Raw genomic sequence first — 18230 nt, 5'->3', positions numbered from 1 at the left:
CCTTCAAGCCCTCCGCACGCACCCTCATGGACTACGCACTGCCTGTCAGCTATGCACTTCCGCCACCTCGCGGTATGCTGGAGACTTTCACTCCTTAGTCGATGCGCTGCCAAGCGCACAAAAAGCCCTAATCTTCGAATTGAAGATTGGGCTTTATTTACAAATAGACATGCCGATATTTAGTTTTTTCTATACTCAAGTTCTTGCAGTAATTGGGAATTCAAGATACGAATATACGTCCCTTTCATCCCTAGCGAACGAGTTTCGATGACGCCAGCGCTTTCCAATTTACGTAAAGCGTTAACGATCACCGACCTAGTGATACCCGCCCGGTCCGCAATTTTGGATGCGACGAGCAGCCCTTCCTTGCCTTCGAGCTCTTCGAATATTTGCTCGACGGCTTCCATTTCGCTAAACGAGAGCGAGTTCACGGCAACGGATACGATCGCTTTGCTCCTCGCCTCCGTTTCCCTCTCTTCAAGCCTTTCACGCAGTATCTCCATACCTATGATCGTAGACCCGTATTCTGCCAAAATAAGATCATCGTCCCCAAATGACCGATTCACCCTGGATAGGACTAAAGTACCGAGTCTGTCCCCGCCACCTATAATTGGAACTATGGTCACGATCTCATTCGCGAAAGCAGCTTCCACCGGCATTAAAATTTCCTCATCTGACGAAATGTTAGCGGCCGTTTCCGAGATTTGCAGTAATCGTTCGTTCGTTTCAACAGGGAACCTCAGCTCATCCGCTTGCTCCCTGCGAAACCACATATCCGGAAACCCGGCCGATAATGCCGATCCGAGTACCTTCCCTCTCCGGCTAAGTACAAGGACATTCCCTTGCATCGTTTCCCGTAAACCTTCCGCCATCTCTCGAAAGTTCAGCGGTTTCCCGGCCGCCTCTTGCAGCAACTTATTGAGTGTACGGGTTTTCATCAACAACGTCATGATTCAGCTTCCTCCTAATGCGGCAAGCAAGTCAAAGAACCCTTTATAAAATATACTGACTCAAATCCCGATTACTTGCAATGCTAGCTAGCTTCTCTCGCACGTATTCGGGAGTAATCTTCATCTCTTCCAGCTGAAGTTCCGGGGCTTCGAAGCTCAGATCCTCCAGCAATTTCTCCAAGAGGGTATGCAACCTGCGCGCGCCAATGTTCTCGGTATTGTGATTCACTTCTTGAGCCATGCGGGCTAGTTCGGAAATTGCCGGCTCCGTGAAGGTGACATTAATGCCTTCCGTTTGCAAGAGCGCGGTATATTGTTTGGTTAAGGCGTTCTCCGGCTCCGTCAATATCCGTATGAAATCCTGATCCGTTAAGCTGCTTAGCTCGACCCGGATGGGGAATCGACCTTGAAGCTCAGGAATCAGGTCCGATGGTTTGGCGATATGGAAAGCTCCTGCGGCCATGAAAAGAACATAATCGGTTTTGACGGGCCCGTATTTGGTCATGACGGTCGAGCCCTCGACGATAGGCAGGATATCCCTCTGCACCCCTTCACGGGAGACGTCGGGCCCTTGTCCGCGGCCTTGGCTGGCGATCTTGTCGATCTCGTCGATGAAAATAATGCCGGATTGCTCCGCGCGACGCACCGATTCGGAAATGACATCGTCCATATCGATCAGCTTGCTCGCTTCCTCCGCGATAAGCACTTTCCGGGCTTCTTTTACGCTGAGACGGCGCTTCTTGCGACGCTTCGGAAGAAACTGCCCCAGCATTTCCTGCATGTTCCCCATTTGCTCTTGACCGGGACCGCCTAGCATATCCAACATGTTCGGAGAGTTATCTTCAACCTCGATTTCGATGATCTCGTTCTCCATGTTCCCTGCATCCAGCTTTGATTTCGCATCGCGTCTTTTGTCTTGCAGGTTAGGATCGACGGGTTCCGGCTCGTCGCTGGGCGTACTTAAGCCTCCGAACAGCATCTCCAATGGATTCTTCTGCGACTTCTGCTTCGCGGGAGAAGGTACCAACAAGGCCGCGAGGCGCTCGTTCGCCGCTTTCTCCGCTTTATCCTTGACCTTCTCCGTACGCTCCTCCTTGACCATACGGATCGCCGTCTCGACCAAATCCCTCACCATGGATTCGACATCTCTTCCCACGTATCCGACTTCCGTGAATTTGGTTGCTTCGACTTTGATAAAAGGAGCATGAACTAACTTGGCCAGCCTGCGCGCGATTTCCGTCTTCCCGACGCCCGTTGGCCCGATCATCAGAATGTTCTTAGGGACAATCTCGTCGCGAAGCTCTTCCGGCAATCGGCTGCGGCGGTAGCGGTTGCGCAAAGCGACGGCTACCGAGCGTTTGGCTGGCTTTTGTCCGACAATGTATTTATCCAGTTCCGCCACGATTTGGCGAGGCGTCAACGTGTCATTCATCAGAACCTCTCCCTTGTCCTTATCGAATTTAATCATCCTATTTCCTCGACGACCAAGTTATTGTTCGTAAATACGCAGATCTCGGCTGCCGTCTCCAGAGCCGCCCTTGCAATCTCTTTCGCTTCCATGTCCGGCGCAAAGCGTTTTAGCGCTCTTGCCGCGGCTAAAGCGAAGCTTCCGCCGGATCCGATCGCCAATATGCCGTCGTCCGGCTCAATAACTTCCCCGTTACCGGAAAGAAGCAGCATGCCCGTAGCGTCTACGACGATCATCATCGCTTCCAACCGGCGAAGAACGCGATCAGATCGCCAATCCTTGGCTAACTCTACCGCTGCCCGCTGCAGGTTTCCATGATGCTCCTCCAGCTTGCCTTCGAACTTCTCGAATAACGTAATCGCATCCGCGACCGAGCCCGCGAAGCCCGCGACGACCTGATTGCGATAAAGCCTGCGCACCTTTTTGGCGGTGTTCTTCATGACCATGCTATTTCCGAAGGTTACCTGTCCGTCGCCCGCGATGGCACCTTTTCCATTATGGCGGACGGCGCAAATCGTCGTTGCGTGAAAGCTCATATCCATGGGCTGATCCTCCCGTTCAATCTTGTTATTAAAGCCGCAAAAGCAGCGGCTTATGAGATATACGCGGCCGCTGCTTAATAGGTTACAAAACGGAACTTTGCTTGATTTCCAAGCTAAGCGAGTCAATACTCTCCAAAGCCCGCGCCGCAATGGCGTCGTTCTTCTCTTTCTTGCTTCTCACGCGGTGTCCCAATGGCGGAAATAATCCGAAATTCGCGTTCATCGGCTGAAAATGCTTGAAGTCGGCCGTCGTGATATAATTCGCCATGCTTCCGAGAGTCGTATGGGCGGGAAGCGCCAGAAGCTCGAGTCCCCTTGCCATCCGACCCGCGTTTAACCCCGAGATCAGCCCGGAAGCCGCCGACTCCACATATCCTTCCACGCCGGTCATCTGGCCTGCGAAGAAAAGAGTCTCTCTCCCTCGGAATTGATACGTAGGGTGCAGCAACTTAGGCGAATTGATGAAAGTATTGCGGTGCATGACGCCATAACGGACAAACTCGGCATTCTCCAGTCCTGGAATCAAGGAAAATACCCGTTTTTGTTCTCCCCACTTGAGATGAGTCTGAAAGCCGACAAGATTATATAACGTCCCCGCCGCATTATCCTGACGGAGCTGAATGACCGCGTGCGATTTCGCTCCGGTACGCGGATCGATCAAGCCGACCGGCTTCATCGGGCCGAACAATACCGTTTGCTTGCCGCGCTTAGCCATTACTTCGATCGGCATGCAGCCCTCGAAGTACATATCCTTCTCGAAATCTTTAACCTCCGCCGTCTCCGCCGTCGTCAAAGCCTCGTAGAAGACGTCGAATTGCTCTTCCGTCATCGGGCAATTCAAGTACGCTGCTTCGCCTTTATCATAGCGGGAAGCCAGGAATACCTTGTCTAAATCAATAGAATCTTTCTCGACGATAGGAGCCGCCGCATCGAAGAAGTAGAAATACTCTTCCCCCATCAGCTGCTTGATGCTGTCGGCTAACTCTGGAGACGTCAACGGACCTGTCGCGATGACGACGATGCCGTTCTGCGGGATTTCCGAGACCTCTTCGTTCACTACGGTAATGAGAGGATGCTCGCGAAGCCGCTTCGTAACCTCGGCGGAGAAACCGTCGCGATCTACCGCAAGCGCCCCTCCGGCAGGTACGGCGTGCTGATCCGCGCAGGACAGGATAAGGGAATCCAATCTCCTCATCTCTTCCTTCAATACCCCGACCGCATTGGCCAGGCCGTTCGCTCTTAGGCTGTTGCTGCACACCAGCTCCGCAAACTCGCCCGTGTGATGGGCTGGAGTTTTCTTAACCGGGCGCATCTCGTACAAAGTGACGGGAACGCCCTGCCTGGCAATCTGCCAAGCAGCTTCGCTGCCGGCCAGACCTGCGCCGATCACCGTCACGGATTGGACTTCATTCAAAACGATTAACCTCCTAAGCTTGCCTGCCTTTTATTCTGCGGCCTCTTCCGCTTCCTCGACGTTCTCCGAGTGGGTGCAGACCGTGCAATGATATTGAATTTCACCCTTGACGCGCTTCTCCACCATCATCCCGCCACAGCTAGGACAAGGCTTCGCGACCGGCTTATCCCAGGATACGTAATCGCAGCCGGGGTATAAGTTGCAACCGTAGAACAGGCGCCCCTTCTTGCTGCGACGCTCGACGATCTGCCCTTCCGCGCATTTCGGGCAGTGAACGCCAGTATCTTTAATGATCGGTTTCGTATTCCGGCAATTCGGGAAGCCGGAGCATGCCAGGAACTTGCCAAATCGGCCCATCTTGTAAACCATCTGGCTTCCGCATTTATCGCAAACTTCGTCGGACGGTTCATCCTTGATTTCGATTTCCTTCATTTCGTCTTCGGCGTAATTCAATCTCACTTCGAACGATTTGTAGAAATCCCCGATGACGCTGACCCAATCCTGAGTTCCTTCCTCGACATGGTCCAGGTCGCCTTCCATGTTGGCGGTAAACTCCGCATCTAAGATCTCCGGGAAAAATTCCTCCATGAGCTGGATCACGAGCTCGCCCAATTCGGTTGGAATGAATTTCTTTTCTTCCATGGCGACGTAGTTTCTTTTCTGAATCGTCTCAAGCGTAGGAGCATAGGTACTCGGACGCCCTATACCAAGCTCCTCTAGCGTTCTAACCAGTCTAGCTTCCGTAAAACGCGGAGGCGGCTGGGTGAAATGCTGCTTCGGCTCGATATCCTTCGATTGAACCTTATCGCCCGGGGTCAACGCCGGCAGCAAACGATCCTCGTCGGTTGTCCCGTCGTCATTGCCTTCGACGTACACCTTCATAAAGCCGGCGAATTTCAACTTGGAGCCGTTCGCGCGGAATACGACCGGTCCGTTGCCCAAATCTACGGTCATCGTATCTAGAATCGCTGAAGACATCTGGCTGGCAACAAACCGTTCCCAGATTAGCTTATACAAGCGCAGCTGGTCTTTAGAAGTAAAAGCTTTAATGGATTCGGGATCGCGAAGTACGGAAGTCGGGCGGATCGCTTCATGGGCGTCTTGGGCGCCGGCGTTCTTCTTCGTGTAGACGCGAGGCGTTTCGGGATAAAATTTGCTTCCGTATTTTCCTTCAATATATTCTTTGGCTTCCTCTTGTGCGATTGGAGAAATACGAGTGGAATCCGTACGCATGTACGTAATCAAACCGACCGTACCTTCTTTGCCCAAATCCACGCCTTCATAGAGTTGCTGGGCAATCTGCATCGTCTTGGACGCGCGGAAATTAAGCTTGCGCGCCGCTTCCTGCTGAAGAGAGCTCGTAATAAACGGAGGAGACGGATTGCGCAGCCGTTCTTTCTCTTTCACTTCTCCGACAGCGAAGTCGGAGCTTCCCATCTGAGCCAGCACTTCTTTCACGTCGGACTCGCTTGTAAGCTCCTTCTTCTCCCCGTTCAGGGAATGGAACTTCGCCTCGAAAGCCGCGGTCCCCTTCAGTAGATGTGCGGTTATGCTCCAATATTCTTCCGGAATAAACGCATTGATCTCGTTCTCGCGGTCATAGATCAGCTTAACGGCAACCGACTGCACTCGGCCCGCGCTTAAGCCCTTCTTGACTTTCTTCCATAATAACGGGCTGATCTTGTAGCCCACGAGTCGGTCGAGCACCCTCCTCGCTTGCTGGGCATTGACCAAATCCATATCGATCGGACGAGGATTCTTGAAGGCATCCTTGACCGCTTGCTTTGTGATTTCATTAAATACGACGCGGCATGCGTCCTTCTCGTCTATTTCCAGATAATGCGCCAAATGCCACGCGATCGCTTCGCCCTCTCTGTCGGGGTCAGCCGCCAGATACACTTTTTTTACTTTTTTACTGGCGTCCCGAAGTTCCTTTAGAACGCTTCCCTTGCCGCGAATCGTAATGTATTTAGGCTGAAAATCGTTATCCACCTCTACCCCGATCTGGCTCTTGGGTAAATCGCGAATGTGCCCCATGGACGCTTTGACGATAAATTTGCTTCCCAAATACTTTCCGATCGTCTTGGCTTTAGCCGGCGACTCTACGATTACGAGTGAATCCGCCACGTCCATTCCTCCTCTCCTACGGTCGACAAGTCCTACTGTCTATGTGCTTATGTTTTCATTAAAGGACATTATATACAGAACCGGGTTGTTGATGAATCCGTCTTTTTATTAGTAAAGATAGCAGAACCGAGTGTAAATGTCCAAACGTCATCCCGGATTGTATCGTAAGTTCGTCTATGGAACAAGGCTGATCGAGTAAAATGTCGTAAATCCGATTCTCGTCGGGAGTAAGATCGACAGGCATCGGATGTGCGTCGGGTGAATCGGTTTCAACGGTTCGGGGCATCGCTTGAAGGGGCAGCCTGTGGGAATACGCCTGGAATATATCCGTCTCGTCCAGCACCGGGTTTGCCCCCTTCCTGAAATATTCGAGCGCCCCTTTGCTGCGCGGCGAAGTCACTTGGCCCGGTACGACGAAGATGTCGCGATCATAGCCTAACGCCAAATCGGCCGTTATCAACGCACCGCTTCTCTGGGCGGCTTCTACTACGATTACCCCGTAAGACAGGCCCGCGATGATTCGATTGCGCAACGGAAACAACCCGGGACGTAGAATCGTGTCCGGAGGACTCTCGGATAGGATAAGACCATGAATAGAGAGATCTCGATATAGGGCCTTGTTCTCGGGAGGATAACAATAATCAACGCCTCCGGCAAGCACCGCGATCGTCCCGCAAGCGGCTCGTAAGGCTCCCGCGTGAGCCGCGGCGTCAATCCCCCTGGCGAGACCGCTAACGACCGTCATGCGCTTCGCACAGCCCGCCGCAATGTCCTCCGACATCTTGCGCCCGTACCCGGTCGCCAATCTAGTCCCTACGATCGCAATCGCGGGATAATGGACAAGTTCCCAATTCCCTTTGTAGTAGAGTACCCACGGGGGATCGGAAATCTTCCTCAGCAATTTAGGATAATTCTCATCCAAGTACGTTACGACCTGCATGTCCCTGGATTCATGCCGCCGATATCTAGCTTCCGTGGCTTCCGCGCTCAGATTGGCGACGACGGCTGCCGCTTGTCTTGGACTTAGCCCCATATCTCTCCAATCCCCGGCTAGAAAATCGGACGAATGGCGCAGCGAGCCTTTTCCTTTCAACGCTCCGGATAACAAAATGGCGGCAATCGAAATTCTGCCTACGCCTTCCGTCTCATGCAACCCGATTAGCGTCTCTCTTGATATACCCGTTATTCTTGCTTCCGATTTGGAAACGGCTCTAACGGAACGATTTTTCTCGTTTGAACTCTCATCGAACATAATGAACCTTCTTCCTCTACGATTATTGTTTTCATCGGACGAAAACGAAATTAAACGCAAAAAAGCCTCCCACTCCCTCGATCGAGGGGGCAGAAGGCTGCTTGCCTTGCCGTTTCGCGCGGATGACTATCCATCCGACGAATGTCTCTATGCGATTACTTTACCATTAACCTTTGCATTTTTCCAACAGGCCTTTTTCTTCAAGAACGGCGACAAGAGTCGCGCCCATGTCGGAAGGCGTCGGAGCGACGCGAATGCCGCATGCTTCGAGCACCGAAATTTTCTCTGCAGCCGTACCTTTGCCGCCGGAAATAATCGCGCCGGCATGTCCCATACGCTTGCCTGCAGGAGCCGTTGCGCCGCCGATGAAGCCGACGACAGGTTTCGTCATGTTGGCCTTCACCCATTCAGCCGCTTCTTCTTCCGCCGTACCGCCGATTTCGCCGATCATGATGACGGCGTACGTATCCGGATCTTCGTTGAACAGCTTGAGAATATCGATGAACTCGGATCCTTTAACCGGATCTCCGCCGATACCTACCGCCGAAGATTGGCCGATGCCGCTCGAAGTCAGCTGGTGAACCGCTTCGTACGTCAAAGTTCCGGAACGGGAAACGACGCCTACATGGCCTTTTTTGTGAATATAACCAGGCATGATACCGATTTTGATCTCTCCCGGCGTAATGACGCCAGGGCAGTTCGGTCCGATCAAGCGGGTTTTCTTGCCTTCCATGAAGCGCATGACCTTAACCATGTCGAGTACCGGAATACCTTCCGTAATACAGATGACGAGATCAAGCTCGGCATCCACCGCTTCCATGATCGCGTCGGCTGCGAACGGAGGAGCGACGTAGATGACGGATGCCGTTGCGCCCGTTGCTTTTACCGCTTCGCGTACCGTATTGAATACCGGCAAGGAAACGGTCGTGCCATTTTCCAAGTTAAAATCAACGTTCGTTCCGCCTTTGCCCGGCGTTACTCCGCCAACCATTTGCGTACCGTAATCCAGTGCACCCTTGGCGTGGAAATTTCCCGTTGCGCCCGTGATGCCTTGGGTGATCACCTTGGTGTTTTTATCGATCAAAATACTCATGATTATACACTCCCCGGTAGGTTCTCCCTAGTCATTGCACGAGCGACACGATTTTCTTCGCGCCGTCGGACATGGAATCCGCAGCCACGATGTTCAGGCCGGATCCGTTCAAGATTTCTTTGCCTAATGCTACGTTGGTACCCTCAAGACGGACGACAAGCGGACGATCAAGACCCAAGTCGCGAGCCGCGGCCACGATGCCCTCGGCAATGATATCACACTTCATGATGCCGCCGAAGATGTTAACGAAAATCCCTTTGACGTTAGGGTCGGAAAGGATGATCTTGAACGCTTCGGTTACTTTTTCTTTCGTCGCTCCGCCGCCAACGTCTAGGAAGTTAGCCGGAGATCCGCCGAAATATTTAATGATGTCCATCGTCGCCATAGCTAGTCCGGCTCCGTTAACCATGCAGCCGATGTTGCCGTCCAAGGCGATGTAGGAAAGATCGAATTTGGAAGCTTGAATTTCTTTAGCATCCTCTTCATCCAGGTCGCGAAGCTCGACGATATCTTTATGACGGAACAGCGCGTTGGAATCGAAGTTCAATTTGGCATCGAGCGCCATAACATCGCCGGAACCCGTAACGACAAGCGGATTGATCTCCGCGATGGAGCAATCCTTGTCTTCGAATGCCTTGTACAACGCAAGCATGAACTTAACCGCTTTGTTGATCTGTTCGGCTGGGATCTTGATGTCGTATGCCAGTTGGCGAGCTTGGAACATTTGCAGCCCTACCGCAGGATCGACAACGACTTTGATGATTTTCTCCGGAGAATGAGCGGCGACTTCTTCGATGTCCATGCCGCCTTCTTCGGAGCCCATCATGACGACGCGTCCGGTTCCCCGGTCAACGACAACGCCAATGTAGTATTCTTTCTTAATGTCGCAGCCTTCTTCGATCAGAAGGCGTTTGACTTCTTTGCCTTCCGGACCCGTTTGGTGCGTGACCAATACTTTGCCGAGCAATTCCTTCGCGTATTTAGCGACGTCGTCAATGCTCTTGGCGATTTTAACTCCGCCGGCTTTACCGCGTCCGCCCGCATGGATCTGGGCTTTGACGACGGTTACCGAGCTTCCGAGTTCTTTCGCGGCGCTTACGGCTTCTTCGACGTTAAACGCCACTTTGCCGCGCGGCACGTTAACGCCATATTGCCTCAAGACTTCCTTGCCTTGATACTCATGAATATTCATGACCCTGGCATCCTCCCGTTGTGCGCTTTAATATCGAGTGCGGTTGATCGCAACGGCGATATCGCCTTGCGCGACCGTCACAGGTGACTCTCTGTTAGCGATGAGATAATCGCCCCTAGCCGTCACACAAACGAATTTATGTAACAAAACCTTCATCATTGTAACACTATTTGATTAACGGTTCCTCACTTTTTCATCAATTTATTAGTCTAATTTGGCAATGGTTTAATCTCATATTGATATGGAAACAAGGCAAACATATATAGCTTTTGCTATTTGACTTGTTATTATTCCGGCTTTTCCACGAAACATTGCGTCCTTTCCTGCGTCTAAAATAGGGAGTTAAGGGGGTATCACGCTGGATTCTATCCGGACGGATATCGAATCATTGACAGCCCTCCTAACTCGCAGTATTCTAAATTTAATAATGAATGTTCGGAGAGGAAGCACCTTTCCCGTCAGTAACGACAACGACGGAGGAGGGTGTTTTTTTTCGTGTATGTAAAGATCATGAGCGCGAGCGTGCTCGGGGTGGAAGGCCGGTTTATCGAGGTTGAAGTGAATATTTGCTCGGGATTGCCGCAGGTTAGCGTTGTCGGGTTGCCCGATTCGGCTGTACGGGAGTCCGTCGAGAGGGTCCGGGCTGCGATTCAAAACGGCGGAATGAAGTTCCCTATGGATCGGATTACGATCAATCTAGCGCCGGCGGATCTTCGCAAGGAAGGAAGCGCGTTCGATCTCGCGATCGCCGCCGGCATTCTATGCGCAAGCGGTCAAGTCGATGCGAGTTTGCTTGAGGATACGTTGTTCATAGGCGAGCTGTCGTTGAACGGAACGGTCAGGAGCGTGCCCGGAGTATTACCTATGACGGAATTAGCACGGAGCGCGGGGATCGGAAGGATCATCGTCCCCCATTCCGCAGTCGCCGAAGCCTCCCTTATTCCGGGCATCGAGGTATTCGGGATATCTTCGCTTGCCGAGTGGATTCATGGTTTCGTGGATGACCCGACGGATGGTGAACAGTCGCATCGCAATACCGGATTCAGTACGAAGAAATTAAGAGCGGCAAACCGATCAAACTTGAGCTACGGCGCTTATGAGGGCGAGCTCGATTTGTCGGATGTCATCGGACAAGAGCAAGGGAAGCGAGCGCTCCTCATCGCTGCCAGCGGCATGCATAATTTGCTATTCGTAGGACCTCCCGGAACGGGAAAAACGATGCTCTGCCGCCGCCTCCCTACGTTGATGCCGCCGCTTGATGATGAAGAAGCGCTGTCCGTCACGAAAATTTTCAGCGTATGCGGCAAGCTTGGCAATTCGCAATCGGGACTCATTCGGCGACGCACCTTTAGGGCTCCTCACCATACGATATCTACGGCAGGACTTATAGGCGGCGGCTCGATTCCCAAGCCAGGGGAAGTGACGCTTGCCCATAACGGCATTCTTTTTTTGGACGAAATGCCCGAATTTTCGCGCGCGAGCCTTGAAGCTCTGCGGCAACCGCTCGAAGATCGGGAAGTCACGATCGGACGAGCTAGAGGAGTTTGTAAGTTCCCGGCTCGTTTTATGCTCACGGCATCCATGAACCCTTGTCCTTGCGGCTTTAATGGCGGCACCGTGAACGATCGCCCCTGTACTTGTACTCCAACAGCAATCGCAAGGTATCGCGCCAGAATGTCGGGTCCCCTCGCGGATCGGCTGGACTTGCAGGTCGAGCTGCCCAGGCAAACGGTCAAACCATCATCGGAAGCCGGTATGTCCTCGGCTCTAGCACGGGAAATCGTTATGGACGCGGCTGCCCGGCAGAAATCCCGTTACGCCAAGCATGGCATTCATTGGAATAGCCAGCTGCAAGGACCTTTTCTTAAGAAATACGCAAAACTTGCCATGGATGCGGAAATGTTGCTCCAACAAGTATACGAACAGCTCGGTCTCAGTTTCCGGGCTCATGACCGTATTCTTAAGATGTCCCGGACCATCGCCGATCTGGCGGGAAGAGAGTCCATCCGTTCCGAGGACGTGGCCGAGGCGATAAGCTACCGGTGTTTGGATCAGGCAGCGGAATAAGCATAAACGGCTATCGCCGTCCTTGGGATGGCGACAAAGGTTTATGTCGGAGACGATTCAGAAATGGATAGCGATATTTTTTACATTCTGAATCGTTAAAAAAACCGCAACACCCCTTAGAGCAGAGTGTTACGGTCGATGAATTACTAAAGAACTAGTTGTTATTTTGACCGACGTCGATCAGCTCGAGAAGCGCGGCCGGAATTTGAAATTCTTGATCGCGAATGATGATTCGCTTCGTTCCCGCTGCCGCGGCATTATCCTTATTTTCTTTGATTTCAGATATTTCGTTATGCAGCCTTTCCATTTGCTTATCTAGGGCAGCGGCGGAATCCGCAGCTTCCTTAAGCTCCTGAAGCAATCTAGGCGGCACGCCTTCGGTATACTTGTAATAGATCTTATGCTCCAGACTTGCCCAGAAATCCATGGCGATCGTGCGGATTTGCACTTCGACGCATACGTTCTCATGGCGATCGGACATGTATACCGGAACCTCGACGATCATATGCAAGCTCTGGTAACCGTTTGGCTTTGGTTTTTTGATGTAATCCTTCGTCTCCACGATCGTTAAGTCGCTCTGGCTCCGCAGCATCTCGCTGATGCGATAGATATCCGTAACGAAAGAGCAAGTAATTCTTAGACCTGCAATGTCCTTGATATGGCTTTTGATGCTAGGAAAGGAGATATCGCAGCCTTTTCGGTTGATTTTACTCAATATGCTTTCCGGCGATTTAAGCCGGGACTTCGTATGTTCGATCGGATTGTAGTCGTGGAGAAATTGAAACTCTTCCTTCAGGATATCCATCTTCGTCTCCAAGGAATCCAACGCGAACTTATACATCATCATGAACCGGGTGATTTCATCCTTGAATCTTTTGAATTGTTCCATCGGCAGCGGTAGGTTAGTCAGAATCGATCACCCTTCATTACAAACTTATGTTATTTGCCTAACAGAATTCGAGTGTACGGCGAATCGATAGGCAGCATAATGACCGGCTCGTTCTCCAAAGTCGTCACGTAGCTTTGCAGTGTCCGGTAAAAGTTATAAAACTCGGGGTTTTTCCCGTACGCCGAGTTATAAATTTTTGCCGCTTCCTGCTCGCCTTGGGCAATGATTTTCTTGGCGTCCGCTTCGGCTTGCGCGAGTAATTCGGTAGCCGTGCGGTCGGCTTTCGAAGTGATTTTACGGGATTCCTCGTCGCCTTCGGACAGATATTTGGCTGCAATGGACTCGCGATCCGAGATCATCCGATTGTAGACGCTTTGTTTGTTCCCATCAGGCAAATCTGTCCGTTTGATTCGTACGTCCACAATCTCGATACCGTAGCTATCCCTAATGATGGCAGCCGCCACGTCCTTCGTGATGTCGTCGTTGATATTACCTCGCTCGGTGTTCTCGCTAATAATATTATCATAGTTGATTTCAGAAAGCTTGCGACGCACAATGTTGTATACCGCCTCATCAATCCGTTGTACCCCTCCGCTCACCGTTTGGACAGTTTTTAGGAAGTTTTGCGGGTTGTTGATTCTCCAAACCGTATAATTATCGACGATAATCGGTTTTTTATCCTTCGTAAGAATTTGGGTTGGAATACTTTCGTAGGTCATTTGGTATTTAGGAAGCTTCGAAACGCTCTCGATAAAAGGGATTTTCAAATAAAGTCCCGGGCTTCCCTCTACCCTTACCGCTTCGCCGAACTTCAAGACGACTTTATATTCGCCTTCTTTAACTATAAACATGGAACCCGTAATAAGAATGATGAATACGACGATTCCCGCTAGCCATAGGATTAGTCTTTTGTTCATTTCGCGGTCCCTCCTTGCGCGGATCCGGCCGAGCCGGAAGCCGAACCTGATGCCGATCCGGCAGCTGCGCCGGAGGCAGAGCCAGAAGCGGAACCGGTATTACGCAGAAGCTCGTTGATCGGCAGATATTTAACGGTGTCGCTATTCGAATCGGAAATGAAAATTTTCGCCTTAGGCAAAATTTTCTCCAGCGTCTCGATGATTAAACGACTTTCGGTTACTCCCGGGCTCTTGACATACTCCGCGAAAATGGCGTTAAACTGGGCAACGTCCCCCTCGGCATTCAGAATACGGGATTTTTTCACGCCTTCCGCGTTTTCCAGCAGCGCTTGAGCTTCACCCCTAGCTTTAGGAATAATGTCGTTCTCGTACTTGGCTGCGTTGTTGATTTTCGTGTTTTTCTCTTCGCGGGCATTCGTGACTTTCTGGAAAGCTTCCTCCACCTGACCGCTCGGCGGCTCGATGTCCTGGAATTTGATGTCGATAATTTGCATCCCCGTTTTGTATTTTCCCTGCAGCTCGAGAAGCTTCTCTCTTACTTTATCCTGAATCTCCGTTTTCCCGTCCGTGATCGCGTAATCCAGCTTCTCGGAGCCGATGACGGAACGAATGGAAGAGCTGGCAGCATTGCGCAAAAATTGCTCCGGATTATCGATGTTGTATAAGTACTGTTGAATATCGCTGATTTTCCATTGGACGACGGCGTCTGCGGAAACGATATTCTCGTCTCCCGTAATCATCATCGCTTCCTCTTCGACGGGAGTGATGACATCCCCCTCTTGGCGATAACCGATGTATATGCGCTGGGTCAGCTCGGCGGGTACGATAATGACCTGTTGAATCGGATAAGGCCACTTGAAATGAAGACCTGCCGACGTCTCGTTCGTGAACTTGCCGAACGTAAGGACTGCGGCTCTTTCCTGCTCCTGTACCGTGTAAAAAGAAGAATAGGCGATCAATACGACGAATAACGCGGCGATGCCCAATCCGATTTTCTTTAACAATCCCGGCGGTAAATCCAGCGGATTATTCCGCCTCTGTGGAATTTTGACGAGCTCCATTCTTCCTTTTGCCTCCCTTAATATCAATCAAGTGCCTCATATTGTTACGCATAGAGGCTCTGGGCGTTTCATAAATCATCCAATTTTCAAATTAAGCAAAATCCGTTGCGGGAAATAAGACTGTCTAAGTGTGTGGTTGATTGATTGTGGTGGATGTTAGCTTTGTTCGCGGAAATGAAGGACGAGCACGGTTCGGTTATGGGTTAAAGATAATCTGCAGTGGATGGAAGTCGAGCTGGAGAGGAAATGAGGGCAAAAGCGGTAGGGTGATTGCTGCTTAACGGCACGGCGTGCCGTTATTGCGCTTGCTCGGGGCTTCTTGAGGACTCTTAACGGCACTGCGTGCCGTTATTGCGCTTGCCCGGGGCTACTCGAGGACTTTTAACGGCATGGCGTGCCGTTATTGCGTTTGCTTGAGACTACTTGAGCGCTCTTGACGGCATGGTACGCAAATAATTGCTGTGTTTATGATTCTTTGGGGAGTCAACGGCGGCTAGCGGGTATAAGGTTTCGTAATACGGCGGAGTGAGGCTGTTTGGGGTAGATATATCTGTATGTGATAACGTTATGTCTTCAAAATGCGCCTTTGAGATGCTTGATTTCCGCCACGATGCCTTCCTGCTGGAATGTCACGGCCACCACGTCGAAGCGGACAGAATGAGGCTCCGCCTTTCCGTGCTTCAAATAAATAGTCGCCAACTCGCGGACTTGGCGGCACTTTCTCGGAGTGATCGCCTCGACCGCCGAACCGAATCGGGTCGGATTCGTTCGCGAGCGTACCTCGACGATCACGAGCGTCTCGCCGTCTTGGGCAACCAGATCGATTTCTCCGGAACGGCAGCGCCAATTGCGTTCAACCACGATGTAACCCAATTGCAGCAAGTGTTCGGCTGCGGCATCTTCTCCAGCTCGCCCCGTCGCCACGCGGCGATGCTTGGCAAGGGAAGGCTGCGGCTGTTGAGCTTGGCTCTGCGTCGTAAGACGGATATCTTCCATAAGCTAGGAATCTCCTCAAAGCTAAATTGGTTTGCCGTTCTTGGCATTCACTCCTACGCGTCGATCGGACCGGTAGACGAAGCTGAGCACCTCGGCGACAAGCTTATATAATTCAGGCGGGATCTCTTGATTTAAGTCGAGCTTGGAAAGCACCTCTACCAGGGAGGAGTCCTCCTGCAAGGGAATTCCGTTCTCCTGCGCCCGACGCATGATTTCGTCCGCGATGACTCCTTGGCCTTTGGCTATGACGGTTGGCGCGGAGCCTTGCTCAGGCTCGTATTTGAGAGCGACCGCTTTCTTCGGGACATTCCGCTTGTTGGAACCGGTTGAATTCATGCTCGATAGTCGACTCCCTTATACGGTTTGGCAGCGTAGGCGCTCGCAATCGCAGTTTTGTCAGCTCCAGCAGCAGTAATTGCCGAGGCAGCCGAGGCAGCCGAGCCACCCTTCCATTGCGGCAAGGGCGAGGCGCTTAAGGACAATAACTGAAAGCCGGCCGAAGACATGCCCGTCACGAGTTCATCCCGAGCTTGGTCAAGCAGCTCCGTCATCCCCGGAAAATCGCTAAGCAGCTTTACCGAGACGATCCGATCAACGACCTGCACGTCCACGACGGTATCTCCGAGATTGCGCATCTTAAGGTCGAATAGCAGATGGCAATTGTCGGTGTCCCATTCCCCGCGGCGGCTGCGCCGCGTTTGCACGTGGACGGTAGCCGTCGTCTCGCCGTCCGCGCCCTTCATCGGCACGAACAGCGTCATGTGGCTGAAGGGGACTACCGTGCTCCGGTCGGAGGAAAGCAACAGCTGTTGGCCGGTCACTTGATTGGCCAACGTTTGCGCCGCTTCCCGCAGAGCGGGGGGCACGTCGTCATGCGCCGCAAGGGCGAGCAACGCGCCCTTGAGCGTATCCGCGGCGGGCCGCGCCTCTTGCCCGGGGGCATCCGCCCCGGGCGCAGGAGCTGCGGCTGCGCCCGCAGGAAGCCCGGCGTCGCCGCCGGGCAACCGCGCCTCGGCGGCGTGCAGGAGCTGGCGCTCATGCCCGACGCCGAGCCATTGCAGGAAGCGGCCTAGCCACGCCGCTTCCTGTTTAGGGGCTGACGGCTGCGCCCCGTCAGCCAAGCCCGCCGCGCCGCGGAGGCTGTCCGCCGCCGGGGCGCCAGCCTTGCTTGCAGCGGCGCGAGTCGCCGCCGCTGCGTTGCCCTCAGCCGCCGCAGCCTGCGCGTTCGGCGGCAAACTGCCCTGCGCGGCCGCGCGCGAAGCTTCCGGCTGCGTACTCGCAGCGGCCGCAGGCGCTTGCCCCTGCGGCACCGCACCCGCGAGCGGACGCGCAGCTCCGCCGCCTTCTCCCTTCACCGCCGCAGCTGTCGAATCAGCGGCAGTCTTGCCCATCTCCGCAACCGGCTTAAATCCGGCGGAAGCCTCCCTCATAGTAGAGTCAGTCAAAGCGTTCCGAGCGCCCCTGGCACTGACCTCTCCACCCTCCTCTTCTCCCGCGAGCTGCACCTCTCCCTCGGCAATCAAGGCTGCACCCTGCGCAAGCAAGCTCTGCAGCTTCTGCCCAAGTGCCGCCGCTTCCGGTGAAGGCGCCTTTACACCGCCCATCCAGCTATCGACCGCGGTTCGCATATTCGCCAGCTCTTCATGGATCGGCTGCCCGAACAACGCCTGCCGAAGCGAAGACAAGGTCGTTTCCGTAGGCGCCAATCCGCGCCGAAACGCCACGTCCGATGCGTTTGCCCAAGAAGCGGCATCTACCCCTGCCGGCTTGAGCGAAGCGGCTTCACGAAAAAACGCCGCGGCATCCTTCCCGATTGGATACCCGTCCCTCTTAAGTCCGCGCAACAGCTCCATCGCCCATTTTTGCTCAGGCAAGCCGAACGTCTTCAGAACATCCTTCAAGCCCTCCTCGGGCAACGCGTCCGAGGTGTCCGCAAGCGGCTTTAGCGTGATTAAGCCTCCGTTTCCGCCAGGCTGCACTTGCAACAAGGTGCTTTTTCCCAACGGCATCTCTGCGTCAAGCTTGGCCTTTACCTGCACCCCGTTGATATTGATCATGGCTTCTTGATTTTCAAGCATCTCCATGAGCACGCCTCTGACGATTTGACCGATTCTGAGCTCCAACAAGCGCGCGTCCGCCGGCTGCGCTTCTCCCATCAACGCCCGAATCATCGGTCCGATATTCATGCTCATGTCGAATCCCCCTCAAAACAACCTTATTCCTATGTATCGGCATTTCGCCGTTTCCCGTTCAATGAATTTC

Annotated in this window: 15 protein-coding genes; 1 reads left to right on the top strand and 14 read right to left on the bottom strand. The window is 52.9% G+C overall.

From position 1 onward, the window contains the following. Positions 1 to 179 precede the first annotated feature (179 nt). The 8 genes from codY to sucC form a co-directional block, all read right to left on the bottom strand. Positions 180 to 950, bottom strand: a complete 771-nt coding sequence (codY, locus tag E2980_RS14960) for a GTP-sensing pleiotropic transcriptional regulator CodY (RefSeq protein ID WP_135152982.1) — start codon at positions 948 to 950, stop codon at positions 180 to 182. Positions 951 to 993: 43 nt separating this feature from the next. Then, entirely contained in the window at positions 994 to 2385 is a 1392-nt protein-coding gene (hslU, locus tag E2980_RS14955) for an ATP-dependent protease ATPase subunit HslU (protein ID WP_135152989.1), read from the bottom strand. A 29-nt stretch (positions 2386 to 2414) separates the two neighbouring features. Continuing rightward, a complete protein-coding gene (hslV, locus tag E2980_RS14950) occupies positions 2415 to 2960 on the bottom strand; it encodes an ATP-dependent protease subunit HslV (RefSeq protein WP_135152981.1) in 546 nt (181 codons plus the stop codon). An 82-nt stretch (positions 2961 to 3042) separates the two neighbouring features. Continuing rightward, positions 3043 to 4374: an FADH(2)-oxidizing methylenetetrahydrofolate--tRNA-(uracil(54)-C(5))-methyltransferase TrmFO gene (trmFO, locus tag E2980_RS14945; protein WP_135152980.1), complete on the bottom strand. Its 1332-nt coding sequence runs from the start codon at positions 4372 to 4374 to the stop codon at positions 3043 to 3045. Positions 4375 to 4404: 30 nt separating this feature from the next. Then, positions 4405 to 6501 carry a type I DNA topoisomerase gene (topA, locus tag E2980_RS14940; protein ID WP_135152979.1) on the bottom strand — a complete coding sequence of 699 codons (2097 nt, stop codon included), beginning with the start codon at positions 6499 to 6501 and terminating at the stop codon, positions 4405 to 4407. A 58-nt stretch (positions 6502 to 6559) separates the two neighbouring features. Then, positions 6560 to 7753 (bottom strand): DNA-processing protein DprA, encoded by a 1194-nt coding sequence (gene dprA / locus E2980_RS14935; protein ID WP_135152978.1) that lies wholly within the window; start codon positions 7751 to 7753, stop codon positions 6560 to 6562. A 166-nt stretch (positions 7754 to 7919) separates the two neighbouring features. Then, positions 7920 to 8846: a succinate--CoA ligase subunit alpha gene (gene sucD / locus E2980_RS14930; protein WP_135152977.1), complete on the bottom strand. Its 927-nt coding sequence runs from the start codon at positions 8844 to 8846 to the stop codon at positions 7920 to 7922. A gap of 31 nt (positions 8847 to 8877) precedes the next feature. Further along, positions 8878 to 10038, bottom strand: a complete 1161-nt coding sequence (sucC, locus tag E2980_RS14925; protein ID WP_135152976.1) for an ADP-forming succinate--CoA ligase subunit beta — start codon at positions 10036 to 10038, stop codon at positions 8878 to 8880. Positions 10039 to 10533: 495 nt separating this feature from the next. Here sucC and E2980_RS14920 point away from each other — a divergent pair, with 495 nt between their 5' ends. Beyond that, the gene (locus E2980_RS14920) at positions 10534 to 12105 is read left to right on the top strand and encodes a YifB family Mg chelatase-like AAA ATPase (RefSeq protein ID WP_135152975.1); all 1572 of its coding nucleotides are present in this window, start codon (positions 10534 to 10536) and stop codon (positions 12103 to 12105) included. Positions 12106 to 12259: 154 nt separating this feature from the next. On the opposite strand, the gene E2980_RS14915 is transcribed toward E2980_RS14920, so the two are convergent. The 6 genes from E2980_RS14915 to E2980_RS14890 form a co-directional block, all read right to left on the bottom strand. Then, positions 12260 to 12952, bottom strand: a complete 693-nt coding sequence (locus E2980_RS14915; protein WP_240703043.1) for a GTP pyrophosphokinase — start codon at positions 12950 to 12952, stop codon at positions 12260 to 12262. Positions 12953 to 13044: 92 nt separating this feature from the next. After that, entirely contained in the window at positions 13045 to 13911 is an 867-nt protein-coding gene (gene hflC, locus E2980_RS14910; RefSeq protein WP_135152973.1) for a protease modulator HflC, read from the bottom strand. Continuing rightward, a complete protein-coding gene (hflK, locus tag E2980_RS14905) occupies positions 13908 to 14972 on the bottom strand; it encodes an FtsH protease activity modulator HflK (protein WP_135152972.1) in 1065 nt (354 codons plus the stop codon). The genes hflC and hflK overlap by 4 nt, the downstream gene beginning before the upstream one ends. Positions 14973 to 15545: 573 nt before the next feature. Further along, entirely contained in the window at positions 15546 to 15968 is a 423-nt protein-coding gene (locus E2980_RS14900) for a YraN family protein (RefSeq protein WP_135152971.1), read from the bottom strand. A 21-nt stretch (positions 15969 to 15989) separates the two neighbouring features. Next, positions 15990 to 16304 (bottom strand): EscU/YscU/HrcU family type III secretion system export apparatus switch protein, encoded by a 315-nt coding sequence (locus E2980_RS14895; RefSeq protein ID WP_135152970.1) that lies wholly within the window; start codon positions 16302 to 16304, stop codon positions 15990 to 15992. Next, positions 16301 to 18160, bottom strand: a complete 1860-nt coding sequence (locus tag E2980_RS14890) for a hypothetical protein (RefSeq protein ID WP_135152969.1) — start codon at positions 18158 to 18160, stop codon at positions 16301 to 16303. The genes E2980_RS14895 and E2980_RS14890 overlap by 4 nt, the downstream gene beginning before the upstream one ends. Between the last annotated feature and the right edge of the window lie 70 nt (positions 18161 to 18230).

It is taken from the genome of Cohnella luojiensis (assembly GCF_004564235.1).
Taxonomy (GTDB): domain Bacteria; phylum Bacillota; class Bacilli; order Paenibacillales; family Paenibacillaceae; genus Cohnella; species Cohnella luojiensis.
This window is presented reverse-complemented; position numbering and strand designations above follow the sequence as displayed.

Excerpts from the sequence above, each read along its gene's own strand:
- dprA (WP_135152978.1), bottom strand. The coding sequence starts at position 7,753 with ATGTTCGATGAGAGTTCAAACGAGAAAAATCGTTCCGTTAGAGCCGTT.
- sucD (WP_135152977.1), bottom strand. The coding sequence starts at position 8,846 with ATGAGTATTTTGATCGATAAAAACACCAAGGTGATCACCCAAGGCATC.
- E2980_RS14890 (WP_135152969.1), bottom strand. The coding sequence starts at position 18,160 with ATGAGCATGAATATCGGACCGATGATTCGGGCGTTGATGGGAGAAGCG.
- E2980_RS14915 (WP_240703043.1), bottom strand. The coding sequence starts at position 12,952 with ATGATGATGTATAAGTTCGCGTTGGATTCCTTGGAGACGAAGATGGAT.
- sucC (WP_135152976.1), bottom strand. The coding sequence starts at position 10,038 with ATGAATATTCATGAGTATCAAGGCAAGGAAGTCTTGAGGCAATATGGC.
- E2980_RS14895 (WP_135152970.1), bottom strand. The coding sequence starts at position 16,304 with ATGAATTCAACCGGTTCCAACAAGCGGAATGTCCCGAAGAAAGCGGTC.
- codY (WP_135152982.1), bottom strand. The coding sequence starts at position 950 with ATGACGTTGTTGATGAAAACCCGTACACTCAATAAGTTGCTGCAAGAG.
- hslV (WP_135152981.1), bottom strand. The coding sequence starts at position 2,960 with ATGGATATGAGCTTTCACGCAACGACGATTTGCGCCGTCCGCCATAAT.
- hflC (WP_135152973.1), bottom strand. The coding sequence starts at position 13,911 with ATGAACAAAAGACTAATCCTATGGCTAGCGGGAATCGTCGTATTCATC.
- hflK (WP_135152972.1), bottom strand. The coding sequence starts at position 14,972 with ATGGAGCTCGTCAAAATTCCACAGAGGCGGAATAATCCGCTGGATTTA.
- E2980_RS14900 (WP_135152971.1), bottom strand. The coding sequence starts at position 15,968 with ATGGAAGATATCCGTCTTACGACGCAGAGCCAAGCTCAACAGCCGCAG.